Consider the following 22,824-nt stretch of genomic DNA (forward strand, 5'->3'; position numbering starts at 1 on the left):
TTGATTCTTCCTTTACGCCCCAGAAACAGTAAGCTCAGAGATTAATGCTAGAAACTAACAAGTTTTAGATAAAACTTGTTAAGACTTAGTAAAGGTGACTAGTGTTACTTTTTTACCTGAGAGTTGTCATAACTTTATTCAACGTTTCAAACGATATTTTTAGATCAAACCTTAATAACTAAATCAAGATTTGATAAAAGAGTTTATCGATGAACGGAAAAGTAAACGTAACAATCGTCATGTCAAGCATTTTCCCAATTTATGTTTGATATGGTTTTAATGACAATTAACTTAAAACTGTACTAACCTATGAACAAACTCAAAAAAAACAAAATAGCATTGTCTTCTATGTTATTTTATTTAGAATCGAATTTTTTTCATCATTCTAAACCTATTGGTCTTAACTAAAGATTTAAGACACTACAGTAAAAAAATAAACAAAGCTTTAAAGGAGAGTTAATAGTATCAATGAATATTTAGGTTTCAATAAATTGGTCAACCAATTTATTGAACGAATTCTAAGAATACTATATCGGATTCTCTTTAGACCAGATCAATTAATAAATCGAAGTATATGACTAGTCTGCATAAGACTATTTTCACTGCTTATAAAATCAAAATCAAAAACAATTTTCAAAACACAATTCTTAAAACTACACTAACAATGAGAAATTTAATTAAGATAAGTACTATTATATTATTGTGCTTATTCTGTGCTAAATCATCAGCACAGTTCAATTATGGAGAAGCACTGCAAAAGTCTTTGCTTTTCTATGAAACACAACAGTCCGGAAAGTTACCAGATTGGAATAGAATAAGTTGGCGATCCGATTCGGGAGTCAATGATGGAGCAGATGTAGGTCTTGATCTAACCGGAGGTTGGAATGATGCTGGAGATCACGTTAAGTTCGGTTTTCCAATGGCTTTTTCTGTAACTGCTCTAAACTGGGGATTCCTAGAGTATAAGGACGGATATGATACGGCAAATCAGACAGAACATTTTAAAAGAAACATTAAATGGGTTACGGATTATTTTATTAAATGTCATCCCTCTCCTAATGTTTTTTATGCGCAGGTAGCGGATAGTAAATCACAAGATCATAATTTCTGGATGCCAGCAGAAATGGTTGACGTGCATCCTATGTATGGACAACGAAAATCATATGCTTTAACCACAAGCAATCCTGGTACAGATGTAGCTTGTGAGACAGCCGCTGCACTTGCATCAGCAAGTATAATCTTTAAAGATAGCGATCCTGCTTACAGTGCTACGTTATTGAGTCATGCAATTGAATTGTATGAATTCGGAGATAATCATAGAGGACTTTATACTTCAGAAGGTAATATACCAGCTGTAGGTACTTATACATCTGGTAATTATCAAGATGAATTAACCTGGGGAGCACTTTGGTTGTACAAAGCTACAGGAGATCAAAAATATTTGGATAAAGCTGAAGCGGAATATGCGCAGCCAGATTTTTTATGGAGTCTCGTATGGGAAGATAAGTCATATGGTAATATGGTTTTGTTATCAATTATTACCGGAAAAGAAACATATAAAATTGATGCCGAGCGTCATTTAGATTGGTGGCAAGAAGGAAACGGAGGAGTTAATTATTCTCCAGGTGGTCAAGCACATTTAACACAATGGGGATCTTTGCGTCATGCAATGAATGCATCCCTTACCGCACTTATTTATAGTGATAATGTGAACACACCAAAAAGTACTCAGTATCGTAATTTTGCGATTAATCAGGTAAATTATGCCTTAGGCGATAATCCTAACAACAGAAGTTTGGTTACAGGTTTTGGAGTAAATCCTCCTACAAAACCTCACCATAGAGGACAACATTCTAGTTGGTCTAGAAGTAGTGCTAACCCAGTAGAATCAAGACACACTATGTGGGGCGCATTAATGGGAGGTCCTGCTAAGCCAGATGATTTCTTCATAGAGGATAGAGATGACTTTCAAGCGAATGAAGTAGCTACAGATTATAATGCTTGTTATCAAGGAGTTTTAGCAAGAATGGTGATGGAATTTGGAGGGTCATCATTACCTAATTTTCCACAGCCAGAGACTCCTGGATTAGAGTTTGCTAACGAGGTTAAACTAAATAATGATCAGTCAAAGTTTACAGAAGTTGCAATATGGTTAAATAACCGTTCTGGATGGCCAGCGAGAGTACCAAATACTCTAAAAGCTCGTTATTTTGTTGATATTTCAGAAGGTATTGCAGCTGGATTTACTGCTAGTGATTACGAGCTTACTGCTCGTGGAGCAGGAAACACAACAATTAATAGTTTACAAGAATGGGATGCTTCTAGTAATATTTATTATGCAGAAATAGAAGTTGATCAAGATAATATGCCTTTTCCTGGAGGTCAAGGCGAGTATAGAAGTGAAATTCAACTAAGAGTTTCATTACCTACTAGTGCTCCAGAATCGGCTTGGGATGCATCTAATGATTTTTCGTATCAAGGATTAACCAGTGGATTACAAATTTCAGATAATGTACCAATCTATGCAGATGGAATATTAGTAGGAGGTCGAGAGCCTAATGGTGGTGAAGTACCGACAGCATCTTTTACGGCTACTCCAGAATCAGGAACGGCTCCATTAGAGGTTTCGTTTGATGCTTCAGCTTCGTCTGACCCGAATGGAGATTCATTGAGTTATAATTGGGATTTTGGTAATGGTCAAACATCTTCTGTTGTAGATCCATTGATTACATATACAGAGATAGGATCTTATTTAGTAACTCTTACAGTTAATGATGGAACTAATACTTCCTCAGAATTTACACGAACAATTACCGTACTTGATGGGAATATAGCACCTATAGCTGATTTTTCAGTAACACCAACTACAGGTGTAGCTCCGGTAATAGTTAATTTTGACGCGTCAGCTTCTTCCGATGAAAATGGTGATTCTTTGACATATGTATGGGATTTTGGTGATGGAGAATCAGGGTCTGGAGTAACAATTGCACATGAATATGTTGTAATAGGAGAATATGATGCTCAACTTACGGTAAGTGATGGTAGTAAAGAAGATACAAAAACCATAACAATTACAGTTACAGATGGAAGTCCAGTAGCTGCTTTTACTGTAACTACAGATTCAGGAGTTGCACCATTAGATGTTACTTTTGATGCCTCTGGATCCGCAGATCCAACAGGAGGAAGTCTTACATATAGTTGGGATCTAGGGAATGGTCAAACAGCTTCTACAGTAACCACTTCCGCTACATATACAGATGTAGGAGAAGTGATTGTAACACTAACAGTTACAAATGCTTCGGGAGATACAGATACAGCGACAAAAGCTATTACTATTACTGATGGTAGTGTAAGCTGTACGTTTGATACTCCAATACCTAATGGATTACCTTCTATTAATGAGGAGTTTCAGAATATTTTTGTTTTAGGAGATGGAGGACCAAATTTGGATAATATTGCCAAGTTTAATATTAACTGGAGTTTAGAAAATAATGGATTATATCAGTTTTCTATGAATACCAATAATGGTACTCCTAGTTGGTGGAATGATTTTTTACCAAACATTACACAAAACTTCAATTCTTCTCAGCCAGAGATTACAATTACAGGTTCTGGTTTTGTCGGGCTTGATGGTTCATATTATGTAACAATCGATGAGGGTAATTTTGTTTTAGTTTCTAAGACTGGTGGATTTACTATTTATTTTAGCACTTCTGCAACTGCACCGGATTGTGATGGAGGAATATCGAATCCAATTATAACGGATGGTGGTAGTATCACTGGAGGCCCATTTGTATTTACAGTAGGGGATGGTGTTGCTGATAATGTATCAGGAATTACTTTAACTGGGAATACAGGCGCTAATTCTCAATGGGTAGTAACAGATGATCAGAATGTTATTCTTGGATTACCAGGAAATATCGAAGATGTTGATTTTGATGGAGCAGGAACAGGAACTTGTTTAATCTGGCATTTAAGTTATGAAGATGGATTACAAGGTTTAGAAGCAAATAATAATGTTTCAGCATTAGTAGGAGATTTTGATTTTTCTAACTCAATTGATGTAGTAAGAAATCCAGTAAACCAACCAGGTCCTGATGGAGGAGTTATATCAGGAGGTCCGTTCACGTTTACCGTTGGAGATGGTATTACAGACAATGTTTCTGGAATTTCTTTAGCAGGAAATACAGGTGCTAATTCTCAATGGGTAGTAACAGATGATCAGAATGTTATTCTTGGATTACCAGGAAACATCGAAGATGTCGATTTTGATGGAGCAGGAACAGGAACTTGTTTAATTTGGCATTTAAGTTATGAGGATGGATTACAAGGTTTAACACCAAATACGAATGTTTCGGATTTAGTAGGAGATTTTGATTTTTCGAATTCTATAGCTGTCATCCGAAATCCAGTCACTATTGGTGGCGATTGTACTTTTGATACACCAATTGCATCAGCATTACCATCTATTGATAATAGATATACTAACGTATTTGTATTAGGCGATGGAGGTCCAGATCCTAGTAATATTAGAGAGTTTTCTATCAACTGGAATCTAGAAAATAACGGATTATATCAATTTGCATTAAATACAAATAATGGTACTCCTGATTGGTATGTAGATCTTAGTGGAAATCTAACTCATAATTTTAACTCTTCTCAACCAGAAGCTATTTTAACAGGAACTCAGATTAGTGGTTTGGATGGCGAGTATTGGGTGAATGTAGATGGAGATAATTTTGTAATGGTTTCTAAAAATAATGGATTCACACTTTATTTCAGTTTAAGTCCTACAACGCCTGATTGTGGTGATACTGGAGGAGGAAATACAGATCCTGTGGCGGATATTTCTGCAACCCCTATTTCTGGAGAAGCACCACTTTTAGTAACATTTGACGCAGTTGCTTCTATCGATGCAGATGGAGATGCGTTAAGTTACGCTTGGGATTTTGGAGATGGCAATACTGCTAATGGAGTGACTGTAGAAAATACATTTACTTCTGTAGGAGATTATTCGGTAACATTAATTGTGGATGATGGTAATGGAGGTACAGATCAGGCAGTGATAACAATTACGGTAACGGATGGTGATATTATAATTAACCCTCCTACTGGTGAAAATGCATATATCGATCGTTTTATCGAAATGAGAAATGAGTTCTATGATCCTGCAAATGGATATTTTAGTGCAGATGGTTCTCCACATCACTCAGTGGAAACATTAATTGTAGAAGCTCCTGATCACGGTCATGAATCAACTAGTGAATTATATTCGTACTGGTTGTGGCTAGAAGTTATGAACGGTAGAATTACACAAGATTGGGCTCCGTTAAATAATGTTTGGAATAAAATTGAGGAATTTATAATTCCTACTACAGCGGATCAGCCTAGTAATGGTGCCTATAATGCTTCATCTCCAGCAGCATTCGCAAGTGAATTCCCATTGCCAAGTGATTATCCGGCACCACTTAATTTTAGTGCTCCGGTTGGATCAGATCCAGTTTCACCAGATTTAACTGCAACATACGGTGCTGATATTTATCAGATGCATTGGTTATTAGATAATGATAACTTTTATGGATATGGTAACAGAGGTGATGGTGTAAGTACGCCTTCATATATAAATACCTTCCAAAGAGGAGAACAGGAATCAGTTTATGAAACTGTGCCTCATCCTTCTTGGGAGAGTTTCGACTGGGGAGGAACCAATGGATATCTTCCACTATTTATTGAAGATCAAAATTATGCACAGCAATGGAGATATACAAGTGCTCCAGATGCAGATGCAAGAGCAGTTCAAGCAATGTATTGGGCTCAAGTGTATGCAAAAGAACAAGGTGCAAGTTTAGGAAGTTTAGATTTAGATAAAGCATCTAAAATGGGAGATTTCCTTAGGCTATCAATGTTTGATAAGTATTTTAAACCCATGGGAGTACAAAGTGCGACCAGTGGAGCGGGATCTGGATATGACAGTGCACATTACTTAATGTCGTGGTACATGTCTTGGGGTGGTTCGGCAGATCCTGCTTCGCAATGGGCCTTTAGAATAAGTTCTAGCCATTGCCACTTCGGATATCAGAATCCTATGGCGGCTTATGCGTTAACGCAGGTAGATGAATTGAAACCAATATCTCAGAATGGAGAAAGAGATTGGACTGAAAGTTTAAAAAGACAAATGGAATTTTATACTTGGCTACAGTCTAAAGAAGGTGCTATTGCTGGTGGAGCTACTAATAGTTGGAATGGAGATTATAGTCCATATCCTGCTGGTAAATCTACATTCTATGATATGGCTTTTGATACTGATCCAGTATATCATGATCCAGGAAGTGGAACATGGTTCGGATGGCAAGCTTGGTCTATGGAAAGAGTGGCAGAATATTACTATATCACAAATGATCCAATGGCAAAATCTTTAATGGATAAATGGGCAACGTGGGTTAAAAGTGAAGTGAAACTTATCGGAACGGATGATTTCGAAATACCTGCTACCTTAGAGTGGACTGGTGAGCCAGATACTTGGAATCCAGATAGTCCAGGAAGTAATGATAATCTTAGTGTTGTGGTTACGGATTATGGTAAAGATTTAGGTGTTGCTGCTTCTATGGCAAAGGCACTTATTTATTATGCCGCAGCAACTCAAAAACATGCTACTTTAGATACAGAATCTCGTGATTTGGCTAAAGAAGTATTAGATAGAATGTGGAATACGTATAGAGATGATAAAGGAGTTTCTTCTCCAGAAGATAGAGGAGATTTTGCAAGAATCTTTGAAGAAGAAGTATATATTCCTAATGGATTTAGTGGAACAATGCCTAATGGAGATCAGATTAAACCTGGAGTAACATTCCTAGATATAAGATCAGATTATAAAAATGATCCAGATTTTGATAGATTAGAAGCAGCATACAATGCTGGAGAGGAATATACACAACGTTATCATAGAAGTTGGGCTCAGATAGAAGTAGCATTAGCAAATGCAGAATTTGGATTCTTTTTTGGAGATCAAGAACCAGGAGTTAAAGCTCCAGAAAAAGAGCTTACAGTAAGTGCGACACCAAATCCTGCTTCGGATTATATTACACTTTCTACTAATTTTGATATGACAAATGTTAGAATTAGAGTGATAGATATTGCTGGTAATGTGATCAGAACAGAATCTATGAAAAATGAACAAAAGTCTACTAGACTTTCTGTTAATGAACTGCCTTCTGGTATGTATATTTTAGAAATTTATGATATAACTACTGGAGATAAATTCAGAAATAAAATTATCAAAAAATAGTTTTAAAAAGAGAGAGGTTATATAACCTCTCTCTTTCTTTTTTAGTTCAATAAAATTAAATCTTCTTAAGATAGTTACGCGAATGAGAGTTTGCTAAAACATAGTTGTATCATATACTCTTTAGTAATCATACTTCTATGATGATTAATATCAATTACTATAACTACGATGCTAGTTATTGAAAAAAATATATACATGAAACGATTTATAAATTATATGATGATTCTGTTACTGTTTTTCAGCAGTATTACAGAAATTATAGCACAACAACAAAATTTCTTAACTGTATCAGGAAATAAATTATATGATACAACAGGAAAAGAAGTACGCCTAACTGGTGTAAATTGGTTTGGTTTTGAAACACAAAACTATTCTCCTCATGGAATTTGGTCAAGAGATATGAAAAGTGTTTTACAACAAATTAAAGATTTAGGTTTTAATACCATACGAGTTCCTTGGTGTAACGAGATGTTAAACCCTAGTTCTACAATTGCCATAAATTCTTATGGTACTGATGCCTATAGCGGAGTATCACCAATGAATGAAGAAGAAGCAACAGTAAGCAAGCCAATAGAATTACTTGACATTTTTGTAAAATGGTGTCAGGAAAATGACATGAAGATTGTATTAGATAATCATTCTAGAGCCGCTGATGGTTTTTTAAACGAAGCGGTTTGGTATACTCCAGAATATTCTGAGGAACGTTGGATTAACGACTGGGTTTTTATAGCTGATCGTTATAAGGATTATTCTGCAGTGGTAGCTATGGATTTAAATAACGAACCACATGGATCTACTTGGGGTGATAGTAACCCTGCTACAGATTGGAATAAGGCAGCAGAACGTTGTGGTAATGCAGTTCTTCAGGCAAATCCGAATGTTTTAATTATAATTGAAGGTGTAGGAGAATTTGAAGGAAACTCATATTGGTGGGGTGGACAATTAATGGGGGCAAAGAAATATCCAGTTCAATTGTCTGACCCAAGTAAACTTATGTATTCTGCTCACGAATATGGTCCTGAGGTATCTCAGCAGGACTGGTTTACTGCCAGCGATTTTCCTCAAAATATGCCCGGTTTGTGGACGGATAATTTTCACTATTTATATGAAGAAGGTACTTCTCCATTGTTTTTAGGAGAATTTGGAATTAAAGATCAAGATGCCTTCGGAGGCATTTCTTATACTTGGTTTACTGAATTTACAGATTTCATGGGTGATATTTATTCTTGGACATTTTGGAGTATGAACCCTAATTCCGGCGATACCGGAGGAATTTTACAAGATGATTGGACAAATGTTAATCAATGGAAATTAGATGTGTTAACTCCCCATTTGGCACCATTTATTCCTAATGTTGTAGGGGGAACAGGAAATCTTCCTCCTACAGCTAGATTTACTTCGGATATAGACTCGGGTAATGCACCGTTAACAGTGCAATTTGATGCATCTGGATCTACAGATCCCGATGGAGATAATTTATCTTATTCTTGGAGTTTCGGGGATGGGTCTACTGCCACTGGAGTAGGAATATCTCATTTGTTTACGCAACCAGGTACTTATCAAGTTAGTCTTACTGTTAATGATGGAGCATTAAGTGATACTGCTAATAAAACCATAATTGTTATAGACGATACGGTTTCCACGGTTACTGCTAATTTAGTTACGGACAATAACTCGGGAGTAGCGCCAGCAACTATTAATTTCGACGCTACAGGTTCTATATCTTCAGATGGAAGTGCATTGGTTTATGGCTGGGATTTTGGAGATGGAACTGCTGGTTCTGGAGTAACTATAAATCACGTGTTTGTAGAGGCAGGTAGTTATGATGTTGTATTAACAGTATCTAATGCAGACGGAATCTCTGATACAGCAATTACTACTATTGTGATTACAGAATCAAATACTGGAGGTGATTGTAATTTTGGAGCACCATTAGCTAACCCTTTACCAACTATTCCTAATGCTTCGTACAGCAATATATATATTCTTGGATCTGGCGGACCGGACTTAAGTAATGTTACTAATTTTACTGTTAATTGGGATTTACAAAATAATGGTCTTTGGCAATTCTCTATGAATACCAATAATGGAATTCCAAGCTGGTGGAATGATTTAAAAGCTAATGTTACTATTCAAAATTTTAATACTGCGCAACCTAGTATTACCATTGCAGGTACAGGTTTTTCTAACTTAGATGGTGCTTATTACGCAACAATTGATGGGGATAATTTTGCATTGGTATCTAAAAGCGGAGCGTTTACAATTTATTTTAGTAATAGTAATACAGCTCCTAATTGTCAGGAACAGTTAAAAGATCCAATTGTTGAGAATGACGTAATAAGAATAAAAGCATATCCAAACCCTGTGTCGGATAAATTAATGATAAGTCAGGATAATAGTTTTAATAATGCACAAATGAAAATAGTTGATATATCAGGAAAAGTAATTAAAACATTTTCTACAATTACTGATACAAATATGATAGAGTTAAATGTTTCAGAATTAAAGGCTGGCGTTTATTTTATAAAAATATTTGACCAAAAGAATATTGTAACAAAACAAATTATAAAGCAATAATTTAAAGAGTAGTATAAAAGAGACTCTAAGATGATTGATATGTTAGTTGTCTCTTTTGTACTAATATCCTGAAAATACCTACAACAGACTTTTCTTTATAGAAAAGAAACAGCAAAATAATTTACAAAACTCACCACTTATTATGGGACCAACACCAAACAATAAGCGTGGATGGCGTGCGTATATAAAAGATACTCGTAAAGCACTCTTTTACACGATAGCAATATCAATATCATTAGGCCTTGCCGTCATATCATTCGTAGATGTATATGATGGAACAGAAGGACCAATGATGACAACCCAAACTTGGCCTGCGGGAACTTTTCTTTCTAATTTTCCTGAGGGAGATAGAATTAATACTTACCATCGTAATTACTTGATGATTAATGGCCAAGCTGGAACAGGAATATGGGATGTTTCTAACCCTACGGCTCCCAAAAAAGTACAATTTAGCGATGCAGCAAATAACGGACATAGATGGTGGAAATTAGAAGGAGATCTTTTCTATAGAGAATATTCGGTTCCCGAAGTAGAAGGAACTGGATATAAATATTTAGATCTTTCTAATATGTTAGAAAGAAAACCAATTACTACTTCGGATATTCTCTATACCGTACAAGACGGGCAATCTAATTATGATAATTTAGAAACTTTTCCACATACTATAGATGGTAATAGAGTTTTTGATATGAGAACTGGAGAGCAATTAGATGACATCCCAACTTCAGTTTCTTTGCCAGATGTAGTAGTTAGAATAGGGAACTATGTTTTTTATGCACCACAAACAGGGGATATAAGTGTATTTGATTTTGGTGACCCTACTAATATTAAATTTCTTGGTTCATTCGGAGGAGATATTCCTCATGAGCAGTATAGTACAGGGTTTCAATTATGGCGAAATCACTTAGTTTTCATGAGTGGAAATGAAGGGCCAAATGCTTTGGTTGGATTTGATATAAGTGATCCAACTGATGTTAAATTAGGTTTTAGTTTACATTCTGATCAAGCCACATTAGGAAGGTATATGATATTTCAGGATGAGTTTGGTTTTTCTGGTCGTTTTGATCGGGGAGTCAAATTTAATTTTGAAACTATGGAAATTGAACAAGAGTTTTTTCCACCATCAAGTGATGAGACACTTCAGTTTATAGATAATCAATGGATGCCAATAGGCCATATTCTTATAGCAAGTGGAGATGATAAGACGTCTATTTTTGCTCATCAGGATGGACTTGATACAAAACCTCCAACAGTAGGTCATCATTTTCCTATTTCGGGAGCAATTAATCAACCGACTTCTTCTACAATAGGTTTTGTAATAAATGAAACATTAAATGATTTAACGCTTAGTGACGAGACTATACAAGTAAGTCCTTTAGGAGGTGATCCAATTAGGGGTGATGTGACCACAACATCTTATCAAGTTATAAATTATGCCCCAAAAGAAGATTTACTTCCTAATACAACCTACGAAGTAAAGTTTGTAGAAGGAGGTGTAAAAGATGCTGTTGGTAATGGGATTGAAGAGTATGTGTTTTACTTTACTACTGGAGGCGATGCTTCTAATCAATCCCCTGTAATTACAGAAATTGATGTAGACATCTCTTCTCCGGTAACGATCGGAACTACTATAAACTTTACAGCGAATGCAAGTGATCCTGATGGTAATGATTTGAAATATAGATGGAATTTTGGAGATAATTCTCCTAAAACCGAATGGATTGGAGCGGTTAGTAGTCATACGTATACAGAACCAGGAAATTACCTGATACAAGTACAAATTTCTGATGATAATGGTGGTTTTGTAGTAGGATCTCAATCTATTGTAATAGTAGATGCTATATATGATAAGTTACCAACACAATCGGGACCCATTACCGTTGATACTGATAATAGAACTGTGTGGTCAGTAAATCCCGATAATAATTCTGTAACACTTATTAATTCGGATGATTTATCTATTATTAATGAAATACAAGTAGGAAAAGACCCTGTTAATATAGCATTAGATTCCCAGGGGAAAGCTTGGGTCACGTGTCGAGATTCTGATGAGGTGTATATTTTAAGAAAAGATGGAATATTAGAAACCAAAATATCTTTAGAAAGTGGATCTCAACCTTATGGAATTGTATTTACACCTGATGGTAATCGCGGGTTTGTATCAACTTTTGGTTCAGGTAAAATATTAGAGTTTTCAATAGTTACTAATTCAATTGTCAATGAATTAGCTGTTGGAGAAAAACCTAGAGCAATGGCTATAGATGGAGAAGGGGAAGTGCTTTTAGTAACAAGGTTTGTTTCTCCAGATCAAGAAGGACAAATATGGAAAATAGATTTAAATACATTTACTCTTGACACAACTATTGGATTGCCATTGGATGATTTTACACAGGATAATGGAAATCAAGGAAGAGGTTTGCCTAATTATGTTTCAGGGATAACTATTCATCCAAATAATGAATCAGCGCGGTCAGTAGCTAAAAAGGATAATATTCTTAGAGGATTAAATCGTGATGGAAAACCGCTGTCATTTGATAATGTTGTGAGGACCGCAATATCATCTATTGATCTAACAACTAATAATGAAAATCTAAATGAGAGGTTGGATATCGATAATCATGGTCAGCCTTCATCGGCTTTATACACGCCAACTGGAAATTACCTTTTTGTTACCATGCAAGGTAACAATAGAATTGTAGTAATAGATCCTAAAACGGGACAAGAATTGCTTAAAAAAGATGTGGGAAAAGCTCCTCAAGGACTGACAATAGATCCTGTAAATAATCGGGTTTTTGTGAAGAATTTTATGGATCGTTCAGTTACGGTTTTTGATGCTAATGAGATGATAAATGATGGTAGCAGTACGTTGGAAGAATTATCGACGATTGTAACGGTAGATAATGAGTTACTATCAGCTACAGAACTTAAAGGGAAACAAATATTCTATGATGCGGCCGATATCAGAATGGGTACAGATGGTTATGTGAGTTGCGCTACCTGTCATATCGATGGAGGAGAAGATGGAAGAACTTGGGACTTTACTGATAGAGGAGAAGGATTGAGAAATACAATCTCTTTAATAGGTAGAGCAGGAACAGCTCACGGGAGAGTTCATTGGAGCGCTAATTTTGATGAGATTCAGGATTTTGAAAATGATATTCGATTTCATTTTAAGGGACAAGGTTTTATGAGTGATCAGGATTTTAATGACGGTACAATGGCATTAACTACTGGAGATCCTAAAACTGGGAAATCAGTTGATTTAGATGCTTTAACGGCGTATATAGAATCCTTAAATAGTTTTAGCCCTAGTCCATATCGAAATAATGATGGATCGCTTACAGCAGATGGAATAGCTGGAAAATCTTTATTTGAAGATCTAAAATGCTATGCTTGCCATAGTGGGAGTAATTTTACAGATAGTAATTCTGGAAAATTACACGATGTTGGTACAATTACGAGTACTACGGGAAATCGTTTGGATAAAAAATTACTTGGGATTGATGTGCCAACGTTAAAAGATGTCTGGGCAACAGCTCCATATCTTCATAATGGAATGGCCAAAACTATAGAAGAAGTACTAACAATTTATAATAATAATGATACTCACGGAGTAACATCATCTTTAAATGCCACTCAAATAAGACAATTAGAGGCATATATAAAACAGATTGATGGTTCCGAATTAGCCAAACCATCAGAGCAGTTACTAAAAATGGCTTCTCCTGTTGATGGATCTATAATTGATAGAGCAGAATCACAAAACCTTAGTGTTGATACTAATATAGAAGGGATTACAAAGATTCAATATTTTGTAGATAATGAAATGATAGAAGAAGTGGTAAGTGCTCCTTTCGCATCATCGTGGACACCTGTTCTTTGGAAAAACTATACAATTAACGCAAAGGTTTTTTATAACAATGGTAATACAGCTTCTGTAACTCCGGAAATCACAGTTCAATTTAAGAATGTTATAAAAGTGATGTTTGTTGTTGGGGATAAAAATGCACTTACTTCCGAAGACCAACGTATAAAATCTAGATTGGAGCAAAAGTTTGGGTTTAAAATTACATTATTCTCGGATGAAGAAGCGACCAGTCCGCAATCTGCTAATCCATTCGACATGGCTTTAATTTCTTCCACAGTTGATCCTAGAGAACTAGGAAATGATTTAGAAGGAGCTAGAGTTCCATTGATGACTTGGAATCCATTTATGTATAACAAATTGAGAATGGTTACTGGAGAATTAAATAGTGGATTTGGAATTACAGAACAAGGTTTTTCTTCAATTGCAATAACATCTCCAGAACATCCAATGGCTGTAAATTCTGGTATTGAAACATCATTATATTCCATAAGCCAAAGTTTACCTTTTGGTAATCCAACAGATGAAGCTATTGTTATTGCAACAGCCGGAACCAAACCTATTTTATTTGGTTATGAGGCTAGTATTGATATCCCTTCGAGAAGAGTAGGTTTCCCATTACGAGATCAGTTTATGCATTTGCTAACTGACCAAGGGCTAGCCATGTTCGATGCCGCAGTTTTATGGACCTTACATGGAGGTGATGCAGATACACCAATAGGCCCCTTGCCTGATGTATTTTTTAAATCACCGGTGGATGGAGAATTGGTTAATACTCCTTTGACCATAGATTTTAATACAGAAGGTTGGGAATTACCATCACAGCAGTATAAACTAAGATTTAAAATTGATGGACAAGATCGTGGATTAATTACCTCAGAAGGAGAATTTACAGATGGAACAGCTCTTACTGAAGGTCCTCACGAGTTGTCATTACAAATGGAGAGAAGTGATAATTCTGTAACAGATTTAGGTGAAACAATTACGGTAATAGTTACTAACGAAACATTACCACAAAATCCTACAGCAATTATTCAATCCCCATCAGATGGTGGATTGGTAGGACCTGATTTTAATATAGAATTTTCTACTTATAAATGGGATATTCATCCAGGAGGACAGCATATTAAGTATTTTATTGATGGAATCGAGAAAGGTTCTATGTTCGAAATAGCACCAATACCAGTTTCAGGCTTGTCAGAAGGGATACACACTATTACACTATCATTAGCTACGGAAAATGGAGAAATCACAGGAGATTCTGCAGAGGTTACAATAACTGTGGATGAACGATTTAATAATCTTCCGGATACCGATTTTAGTTTAGAATATAGAGATAATAGTTCTGGGGTATCTACATCAGAATTAAAGCCTGTATTTCAGATAGTAAGTGAGTCATCAGAAAGTCATTCATTAAAAGATTTCAAAATTAGATACTGGTATACTCCAGAACATAATCAAGCTATGAATTTTAATATAGATTATTCCGCAGTAGTAGGAACTGTAGGTAGCTTTGATTCTAGTTTAGAAGAAAATTATATAGAGATTGGGTTTAGTGTATCTTCTGGAAATTTAAATCCTAATAGTAAGTCTGGTCAAATTCAAACTAGATTACATCATTCAGGTTTTCAAACACATAATCAGAATAATGATTATTCATATGACGCAGGAAAGACTTCTCTGAAACCACATGTATTAACAACCTTATACTATAAAGGTGAATTAGTTTGGGGATTAGAGCCTAATGGTGGAGAAATAGTAAATAGAAAACCAAATGCTATTATAAACCCTAGTATTGTATCAGGAACAGCACCTTTATCCGTAGATTTTGATGCTTCGGCTTCTAGTGATCCGGATGGGGATTCACTGAGTTATTCGTGGGATTTTGGGAATGGTAATGTTACTACAGGTGTAACTAGTCAGTTTACATTTCTTACTCCAGGTGATTATGAGGTTGAATTAACTGTGGATGATGGAAACGGAAATTCCGATACAGAATCTATTGTGATTATGGTTAAAGACGAAACTCCAACTTTAATTTCTAGTTTTACATTAAATTCAGTATCAGGAAATGTACCTTTAGTTGTCGATTTTGATTCTTCGAGTTCTGTATATCCAGATGGATCTGTGATAGCATATATTTGGGATTTTGGAGATGGAAATACGAGTGATTTGGCCAATCCTTCTCATACATATACTAGTTCTGGATCTTATGCGGTTACGTTAACAATTAGTGATGGCGTAGTCTCGGACATTTCTGATCCAATTACTATTAGTGTTCTTGAGGGTAACGTCGCTCCGCAAGCTAGTTTTGATATGTCGGTAACATCAGGAGTTGCTCCTTTGCTGGTAAGCTTTGATGCTTCAACTTCTTCTGACTCCAATGGAGATACTTTAGAATACCTATGGGATTTTGGTGATGGAACAACCGGAGAAGGAATAAATAGTACCCATACATATACGGCAGCTGGAGAATATATTATTTCTCTTACAGTAAGTGATGGACTTTTATCAGCTAATCAAACAGCTGTACTTCTGGTAAATGAATCTACGGGCAGTACTAATTGTAGTTTTGGCGCTCCTATGCAAAATCCATTACCTACATTATCTAATTCCACATTTGATTATGCCTATGTTTTAGGAGAAGGAGGTCCGGATTTAAGCAACATGGCTAATTTTACAATCAACTGGGATTTACAAAACAATGGATTATGGCAATGTTCAATGAATATGAGTGATGGTAACCCTGCTTGGTGGATTGATTTAAAGGCAAATATTGAAAGTCAAACATTTAATCAACTACAACCAAGCATAACATTTTCTGGAATAGGAATATCAAATTTTGATGGTGTTTATGATGTTATTATGGATGGAAATAATTTGGTGCTCGTTTCTAAAACAGCAGGATTTACTATATACTTTAGTAATGAAAATAGTGCTCCTAATTGTGATAACAAGCTAAGTGAACCATTAAAAGATACTTCGATTTTAGTAACGGCGTTTCCTAATCCAGTAATAGATTATCTAACAATACGAAGTGATCAAAATTTGAAAGGAACTTTTATTAAGGTTGTAGATATAAATGGAAAGGTCTTATCATCTAGTAATATTCAGAGAAACATAGAGTCGGTTCGATTAGATATGAATACGTTCCAATCAGGGATATACTTTATACAAATTAGGAAGAATCAAAAAACAGTAATTAAACAAATTATTAAATAAGAAAATCACTGTTAGATCTCTTATTTAAATAGGAGATCTAACAGTGGTTATAAAATAAAACTCTAAACAATAAACTTTTAAAAAAGAAAGAATTTAGAACATCCGAAATAGAGTGTTCTTAGAATCGGGGGATTCATAAGTTAGGAATAGTTGGAATAATGATTATCAATTCAAACTTAAATCAACATACACACAACTAATTCTTTTAAAAATGAAAACTAACATTAAAATTTTATTAATAGCGAGCTTGCTCTGTAGCATGCAAGTATTCGCTCAAAAACAAAAAAGTGCTCCCACGGGATTCGTATATGCAGAAGAAGAAAAGTTCATGTTGGATGGGAGACCTTATTACTTTTCTGGAGCCAATGTATATGATTTTTTTACTTACGGATCTTCCAGTGGCGATATTGAAACCCAATTTATGGACAAAGATCGCATAGATCAACATATGCGAAGATTATATAAAAATGGAATCAGAGTTGTACGATTATGGGGATTTAGCCACGAAGATTGGCACGGTTTTGAACCTCAAAAAGGAGTATATAGTGAAGCTCAATTTTCTTTATTTGATTATATCATTAAATCAGCTGAAGCTAATGGGATAAAATTAATCGTCGCTTTAGAAAATTATTGGAATGATTACGGAGGTATCAAAGATCGTCTTAAATGGGAAGGAATCGATGTACAAGGTGCCGGAGAACATGATCAAGGGCAATTTTTTACTAATCCATTGGCTGTACAAGGATATAAGGATTATGTGGAGTACTTTCTTACTCGTGTCAATCATTATGATAATGTAGAATATAGAAACGATCCTACGATTTTAGCTTGGGAATTAATGAATGAGCCTAGGTATCAGGGTTTTGGAGATGATATTGCTTCCGATGTTCTAAGAGCTTGGGTTGATGATATGGGAGCTTTTATTAAAGAGCTTGATCCTAATCATTTGTTAGGGACTGGTTTAGAAGCTCACGGAACCAAATATAATTTTGGAGGAGATGAAGGAAATGATTTTATAAAAATACACGAATCTCCATATATTGATTTTACATCAGCTCATCCTTATATTAGAGAAAGTTGGTCCAATTTTACATTAGAACAAACCATGAAACTAATGGAACAATGGGCTAATGAATCTCATAATATCATCAAAAAGCCTTTATATATTGGAGAGTTTAATGTAGAAATCCAAGAACGATACGAGTGGTGGGAAGAGATGTATGCTTTTATTGAGGAAAATAAGATCGGAGCAAGTGGCTTCTGGTGGTTTCCTGATAATAATACACCTAGAGATAAATTTGGTGTGTTCGAAGGTGATGTCGAAGTTGCTATTTATAAAGAGCATGCGCTGAGAATGGAAGAAATGTCTGGAGGAGAAGCCATTTATCTATCTCTGTTGTCTCCTAAGTCGGGAGATAAGTATGTAACTGGTAGTGTTGTACATGTGGAAGCTAATTTGCTCAATGAAAATAATACGATTAATAAAGTAGAGTTTTTTAGCAATGGAGAATTGATAGGAGAAGACACTACTGCACCCTATGAGTTAGATATATCAGGCTTGCCTGATGGTAATTACACTATTACTTCGGTAGCTACGGGTATTAGTGGATTAACTAAAACATCAACACCTAGAAATATTCAAATAGGAGGAGATGGTATATTATCATTAGAATATAAGGATGCTTCTATTGAGGCGATTACAAATGTTATAAAACCGCATTTTAGATTATTTAATAATTCTTCTCAGGATGTTGCATATTCAGATCTAAGTATTCGCTATTGGTTCGAGACAGAGGTTGATTTGCCACTTAGTTTTTTTATAGATTATGCAATGATAGGAAGTAGTAATGTTAAAGGGCAAATTGTTAGTACAGAGCCTAACAAACATTACCTAGAAATTACATTTGACCCCGCCGCGGGTATATTAGGAAGAAACGCTGGTTCCGGAAGAATGGAACCCAAAATAGCGAATAGCAATTGGTCCGATACAGATCAAACGAATGATTATTCTTATGATGGAACTAAGAAAGAATTTGATGTCTGGGAAAAAGTAGGCTTATATCTTAATGGAAAACTAGTTAGCGGTATTGAACCAGGAACAACTATAGATACTCCAACGGCAGTAATTCAAGCTTCTACTATAAGTGGAGATGGACCTTTGTCTGTAACATTTGATGGATCAGCGTCCACAGATCCAAATGGAGATCTTCTAACATATAGTTGGGATTTTGGAAATGGAGATACCGCTATAAATGAAATAGTAATATATGAGTTTGCTGAATTTGGAGAAGCTTTAGTTACTCTTACAGTTGATGATGGTAATGGAAATTCAGATAGCGAAACAATTGCGATTACAGTTACCGACCCTAATGTAGCACCTGTAGCTATTTTTACCAGCGATATCGAAATAGGTGTGGCACCAATACGTATTACTTTTGATGCGTCAGAATCAACAGATGCGAACAATGACACGTTATCTTATACGTGGGATTTTGGAAATGGAGATACTGCAACAGGAGTAGTAGTCTCATATCAATTTGAAAATGAAGGAGAGTTTGATGTAAAACTAACTGTAAGTGATGGTAAAATTGAAGATTCTACAATAAGAAAAATTATAATTTCTGATGGAAATCCTATTGCAAATATTATTGCAGACGTGACCTCAGGTTCTGCTCCTTTGCAAGTAACATTCGATGGTTCAGGTTCTACAGATCCTTCTAATAATACATTAAGTTATTTGTGGGATTTTGGAGATGGGACAACAGAAACAGGTCAAATCGTTGTTCATACTTTTAATACTATTGGATTTTATACAGTAACTCTTCAGGTAGATAATGGGCAAGGAGGAATTGATAGTAGTACAATGGTAATTCAAGTACAAGAGATACTTCCTGTATCAGATATATCCGTAGAATATAAAGATGGTGGTAATGGTAATGCCACGGATAACATGATCAATCCACATTTTAGAATTCAAAATAATAGTGACCTTGCAGTTTCTTATCAAGACATAACAGTTAGGTATTGGTTCACTTCAGAAGATAATAATGAACTTAATTTTTGGTGCGATTGGGCGCAATTAGGAGCTGAAATGGTTAATGGGGTTTTTGGTCAACAGAATAATGTAGATTATCTCGAAGTTTCATTTGATCCAGCTTCTGGAATGTTAATGCCTAGCCAGAATTCTGGACCAATACAAACAAGGTTAGCTAAAACCAATTGGAGTACTTTCGATGAAAATGATGATTACTCTTACAAGTCCTTGTCAACCGATTTTCAGTTTAATAATGAGATGACTTTGTATGTGAATGGAAATTTGGTTTGGGGTATAGAACCACCTGCTTCTGTAACAACATTGGATTTGTTGAAAAACGTAAAAGTTTATCCAAACCCCGCTAAAAACCATATTAATATTTCAGGTTTTGAGGTTTTGGAAAAAATTGAAGTGAAATTGACAAATCTAGTAGGTAATTTAATTCGTAGAGCTAATCCGAATGAAAGGCAATCAATCATAACATTTTCATTAGATAACCTAGAACAAGGAATCTATATTTTAGAGATTAAAGACCTTATAGAAAACGTGACTTCAAGAAGAAAAATTATAGTCAATAATAGATAGTAAAAAAAGATATTGATATGGATGATGAATTAGAAATAATCACCCTTGTCAGTCTTTAAAAAAGAGCAATAAAAATAGAATTTATTGGAAAAAATAAAGAAGCTTTTTAGCTCTCAAACTTGTTGTTCTATTTAACGAATTCTAGCATAATACCTGCGGTTAATAGAAGAAGCAATACAGAAATAAGAGGTAATATTATTTTCGCCAAAATTAATCAAACTCAACAATTAGCAATGAAAAACAATCAAACTCTCAAAACCTTTTTTCGAAAATGTATATGGATACTTTTATTCATATTTGTGTCTTCCTTACACGCGAAAAATATTTATGTAGCAAAAAACGGGAATGATTCAAATTCCGGAACACAATCAAGTCCATATAAGACAATTGCAAAGGCATCTGCAGTAGCAGAAGCTGGTGATGTTATTGTTATTGGAGGAGGTACCTATGAGGAAGTCATCAGACCAGCGAGGTCAGGGCAAGCTGGTCAACCTATTACATATACTTCAAAACAAGGAGAAAAAGTAATAATTAGCGCTATGCAAGCGCTTAGCGCTTGGCAAAAAGACAATGGAGCTATTTACAAAACCAAAGTAAACTGGGATTTAGGACAAGAAAACTTTGTTTTGAATGGTAATACAGCAATGGATTTGGCAAGGTGGCCCAATAATACAGATGGTGATCCTTTCACGTTAAATTCTCGTCGAAATGATGGAGGTAGTGGAAGCAATGTAGTTAATGGAGCTTTTTTAACATCTTCACAAATTCCTAATATTAATTGGTCTGGAGGATCAGTTTTCTTTTACGGAGACAAACCTGGATCAGGGTGGATCGCCTGGAAAGCATTTATTAATAGTAGTTCTTCTGGAAGAGTAAACTTTACACTGGATAAAAATCCTGCTTGGATTAGAACTTTCCATGCCCCAGCTGATAAAGGAGATTTTTATTTAGAAGGAGTAAAAGGAGCTTTAGATTATCAAAATGAATGGTGGTTTAATAAGCAGACAAAAGAATTATTTGTACAAATGCCAGGTGGACAAGCACCAGTTAATGGGGTTGTACAAATGAGAAGAAGAACAACAACTGTAGATCTAAGTGGTAGAAGTTTTATTCATATCAGAAACCTCGCTGTTTTTGGAGGATCGATTAATATGCCTAGAAATTCAAATAATAATGTGATTTATGGTGTTTCCTCTTTTTATGGGAATCATACACAAGGAGTTCAAAAAGGTTTTTCTGCCAATAAACAAAGTGTTTTAATGGAGGGAAATAATAATACAATAGAGCGTTGTGAGATAGCTTTTGGAGCTGCCAATGGTATCAAAGTAAGTGGTGATAAAAATAGAATTCTTAATTCTAGAATTCATGATTTTAATTATATCGGTTCTTATGATGCGCCCATTAATGCAAGAGGAGGAAAAAATACTCTTTTCAAAGGAAATACAATTTTTAGAGCTGGAAGAGATGGTATTCAATTCTTTAATAATAGAAGTGAGTTTGCTTATAATGATGTATATAGGTCAAACTTAATTAATGATGATTGTGCTTTACTATACACAGTAGGTGGGCCGCATTATGGGGAGATTCATCATAATTGGTTTCATGATAATGAGGGTAGAGGAAAATTAAGAAAAGCTGCAGCTATCTATTTAGATAATGATGCAGAAGCATTTTCAGTACATCATAATGTAGTATGGAATGTAGAGTGGACTGGAGTCCAGATTAATTGGAATGGTAAAGACATTGATATTTTTAATAATACGTTGGTCAAGACAGAGGGAGGAGCTATGGGAGCTTGGCATAAGGAAGGAACAGCTTTTTCGAATGTTAAGGTCTGGAATAATATTGCTGATGTTAAAACTGAAGATGACCCTTCTACACAAGAGGACGAAGGTACTTTCGAAAGAGATGCGGATAAGCAAAATAATGTAATTACTCAATCTGGTTATACGAATTATAACGGAAATAATTTTACATTAAGATCTAACTCACCCGCAGTAAACGCTGGTAGAAGAATATCAGGTATAACTGATGGATTTGTAGGATCTGCACCGGATGCAGGGGCATATGAATTTGGAGGCGAAAATTGGGTGCCAGGAATTAATTGGAATTCAGATCTAGGTCCTACAGGGAATGGATGCTACGGATTACCTGGCGAGGATTGTAATGTGAGTACTACTCCAGATGAGGTTACTTTTGTAAATCCAGCAACAACTATTCAACCACAAACCTCCTATGATTTTAAAGTGAATTATA

General features: G+C 35.3%; 5 protein-coding genes. All 5 read left to right on the forward strand.

Translation table 11 applies throughout. The annotated features are described in order from the left end of the window. Nucleotides 1–664 precede the first annotated feature (664 nt). Nucleotides 665–7,285: a glycoside hydrolase family 48 protein gene (locus tag H526_RS30140; protein ID WP_081415700.1), complete on the forward strand. Its 6,621-nt coding sequence runs from the start codon at nucleotides 665–667 to the stop codon at nucleotides 7,283–7,285. 195 nt (nucleotides 7,286–7,480) lie between these two features. Then, nucleotides 7,481–9,862, forward strand: coding sequence for a cellulase family glycosylhydrolase (locus H526_RS30145; protein WP_035086662.1), 2,382 nt, complete (start codon nucleotides 7,481–7,483; stop codon nucleotides 9,860–9,862). Between the two features lie 142 nt (nucleotides 9,863–10,004). Then, the gene (locus tag H526_RS31280) at nucleotides 10,005–16,949 is read left to right on the forward strand and encodes a PKD domain-containing protein (protein ID WP_051336350.1); all 6,945 of its coding nucleotides are present in this window, start codon (nucleotides 10,005–10,007) and stop codon (nucleotides 16,947–16,949) included. Nucleotides 16,950–17,160: 211 nt separating this feature from the next. Continuing rightward, complete coding sequence (locus H526_RS31285) at nucleotides 17,161–20,568, forward strand: PKD domain-containing protein (RefSeq protein ID WP_081415701.1); 3,408 nt, start codon at nucleotides 17,161–17,163, stop codon at nucleotides 20,566–20,568. 233 nt (nucleotides 20,569–20,801) lie between these two features. Continuing rightward, a partial coding sequence (locus H526_RS30165; protein ID WP_081415702.1) for a right-handed parallel beta-helix repeat-containing protein occupies nucleotides 20,802–22,824 on the forward strand: 2,023 nt, incomplete at its 3' end.

Origin of the sequence: Aquimarina latercula DSM 2041 (genome assembly GCF_000430645.1) — a bacterium.
Lineage (GTDB): Bacteria > Bacteroidota > Bacteroidia > Flavobacteriales > Flavobacteriaceae > Aquimarina > Aquimarina latercula.

Bases quoted from the DNA above. Each gene is read 5' to 3' on its own strand.
- H526_RS30145 (WP_035086662.1), top strand. From the start codon at position 7,481: ATGAAACGATTTATAAATTATATGATGATTCTGTTACTGTTTTTCAGC.
- H526_RS30140 (WP_081415700.1), top strand. From the start codon at position 665: ATGAGAAATTTAATTAAGATAAGTACTATTATATTATTGTGCTTATTC.
- H526_RS31285 (WP_081415701.1), top strand. From the start codon at position 17,161: ATGAAAACTAACATTAAAATTTTATTAATAGCGAGCTTGCTCTGTAGC.
- H526_RS31280 (WP_051336350.1), top strand. From the start codon at position 10,005: ATGGGACCAACACCAAACAATAAGCGTGGATGGCGTGCGTATATAAAA.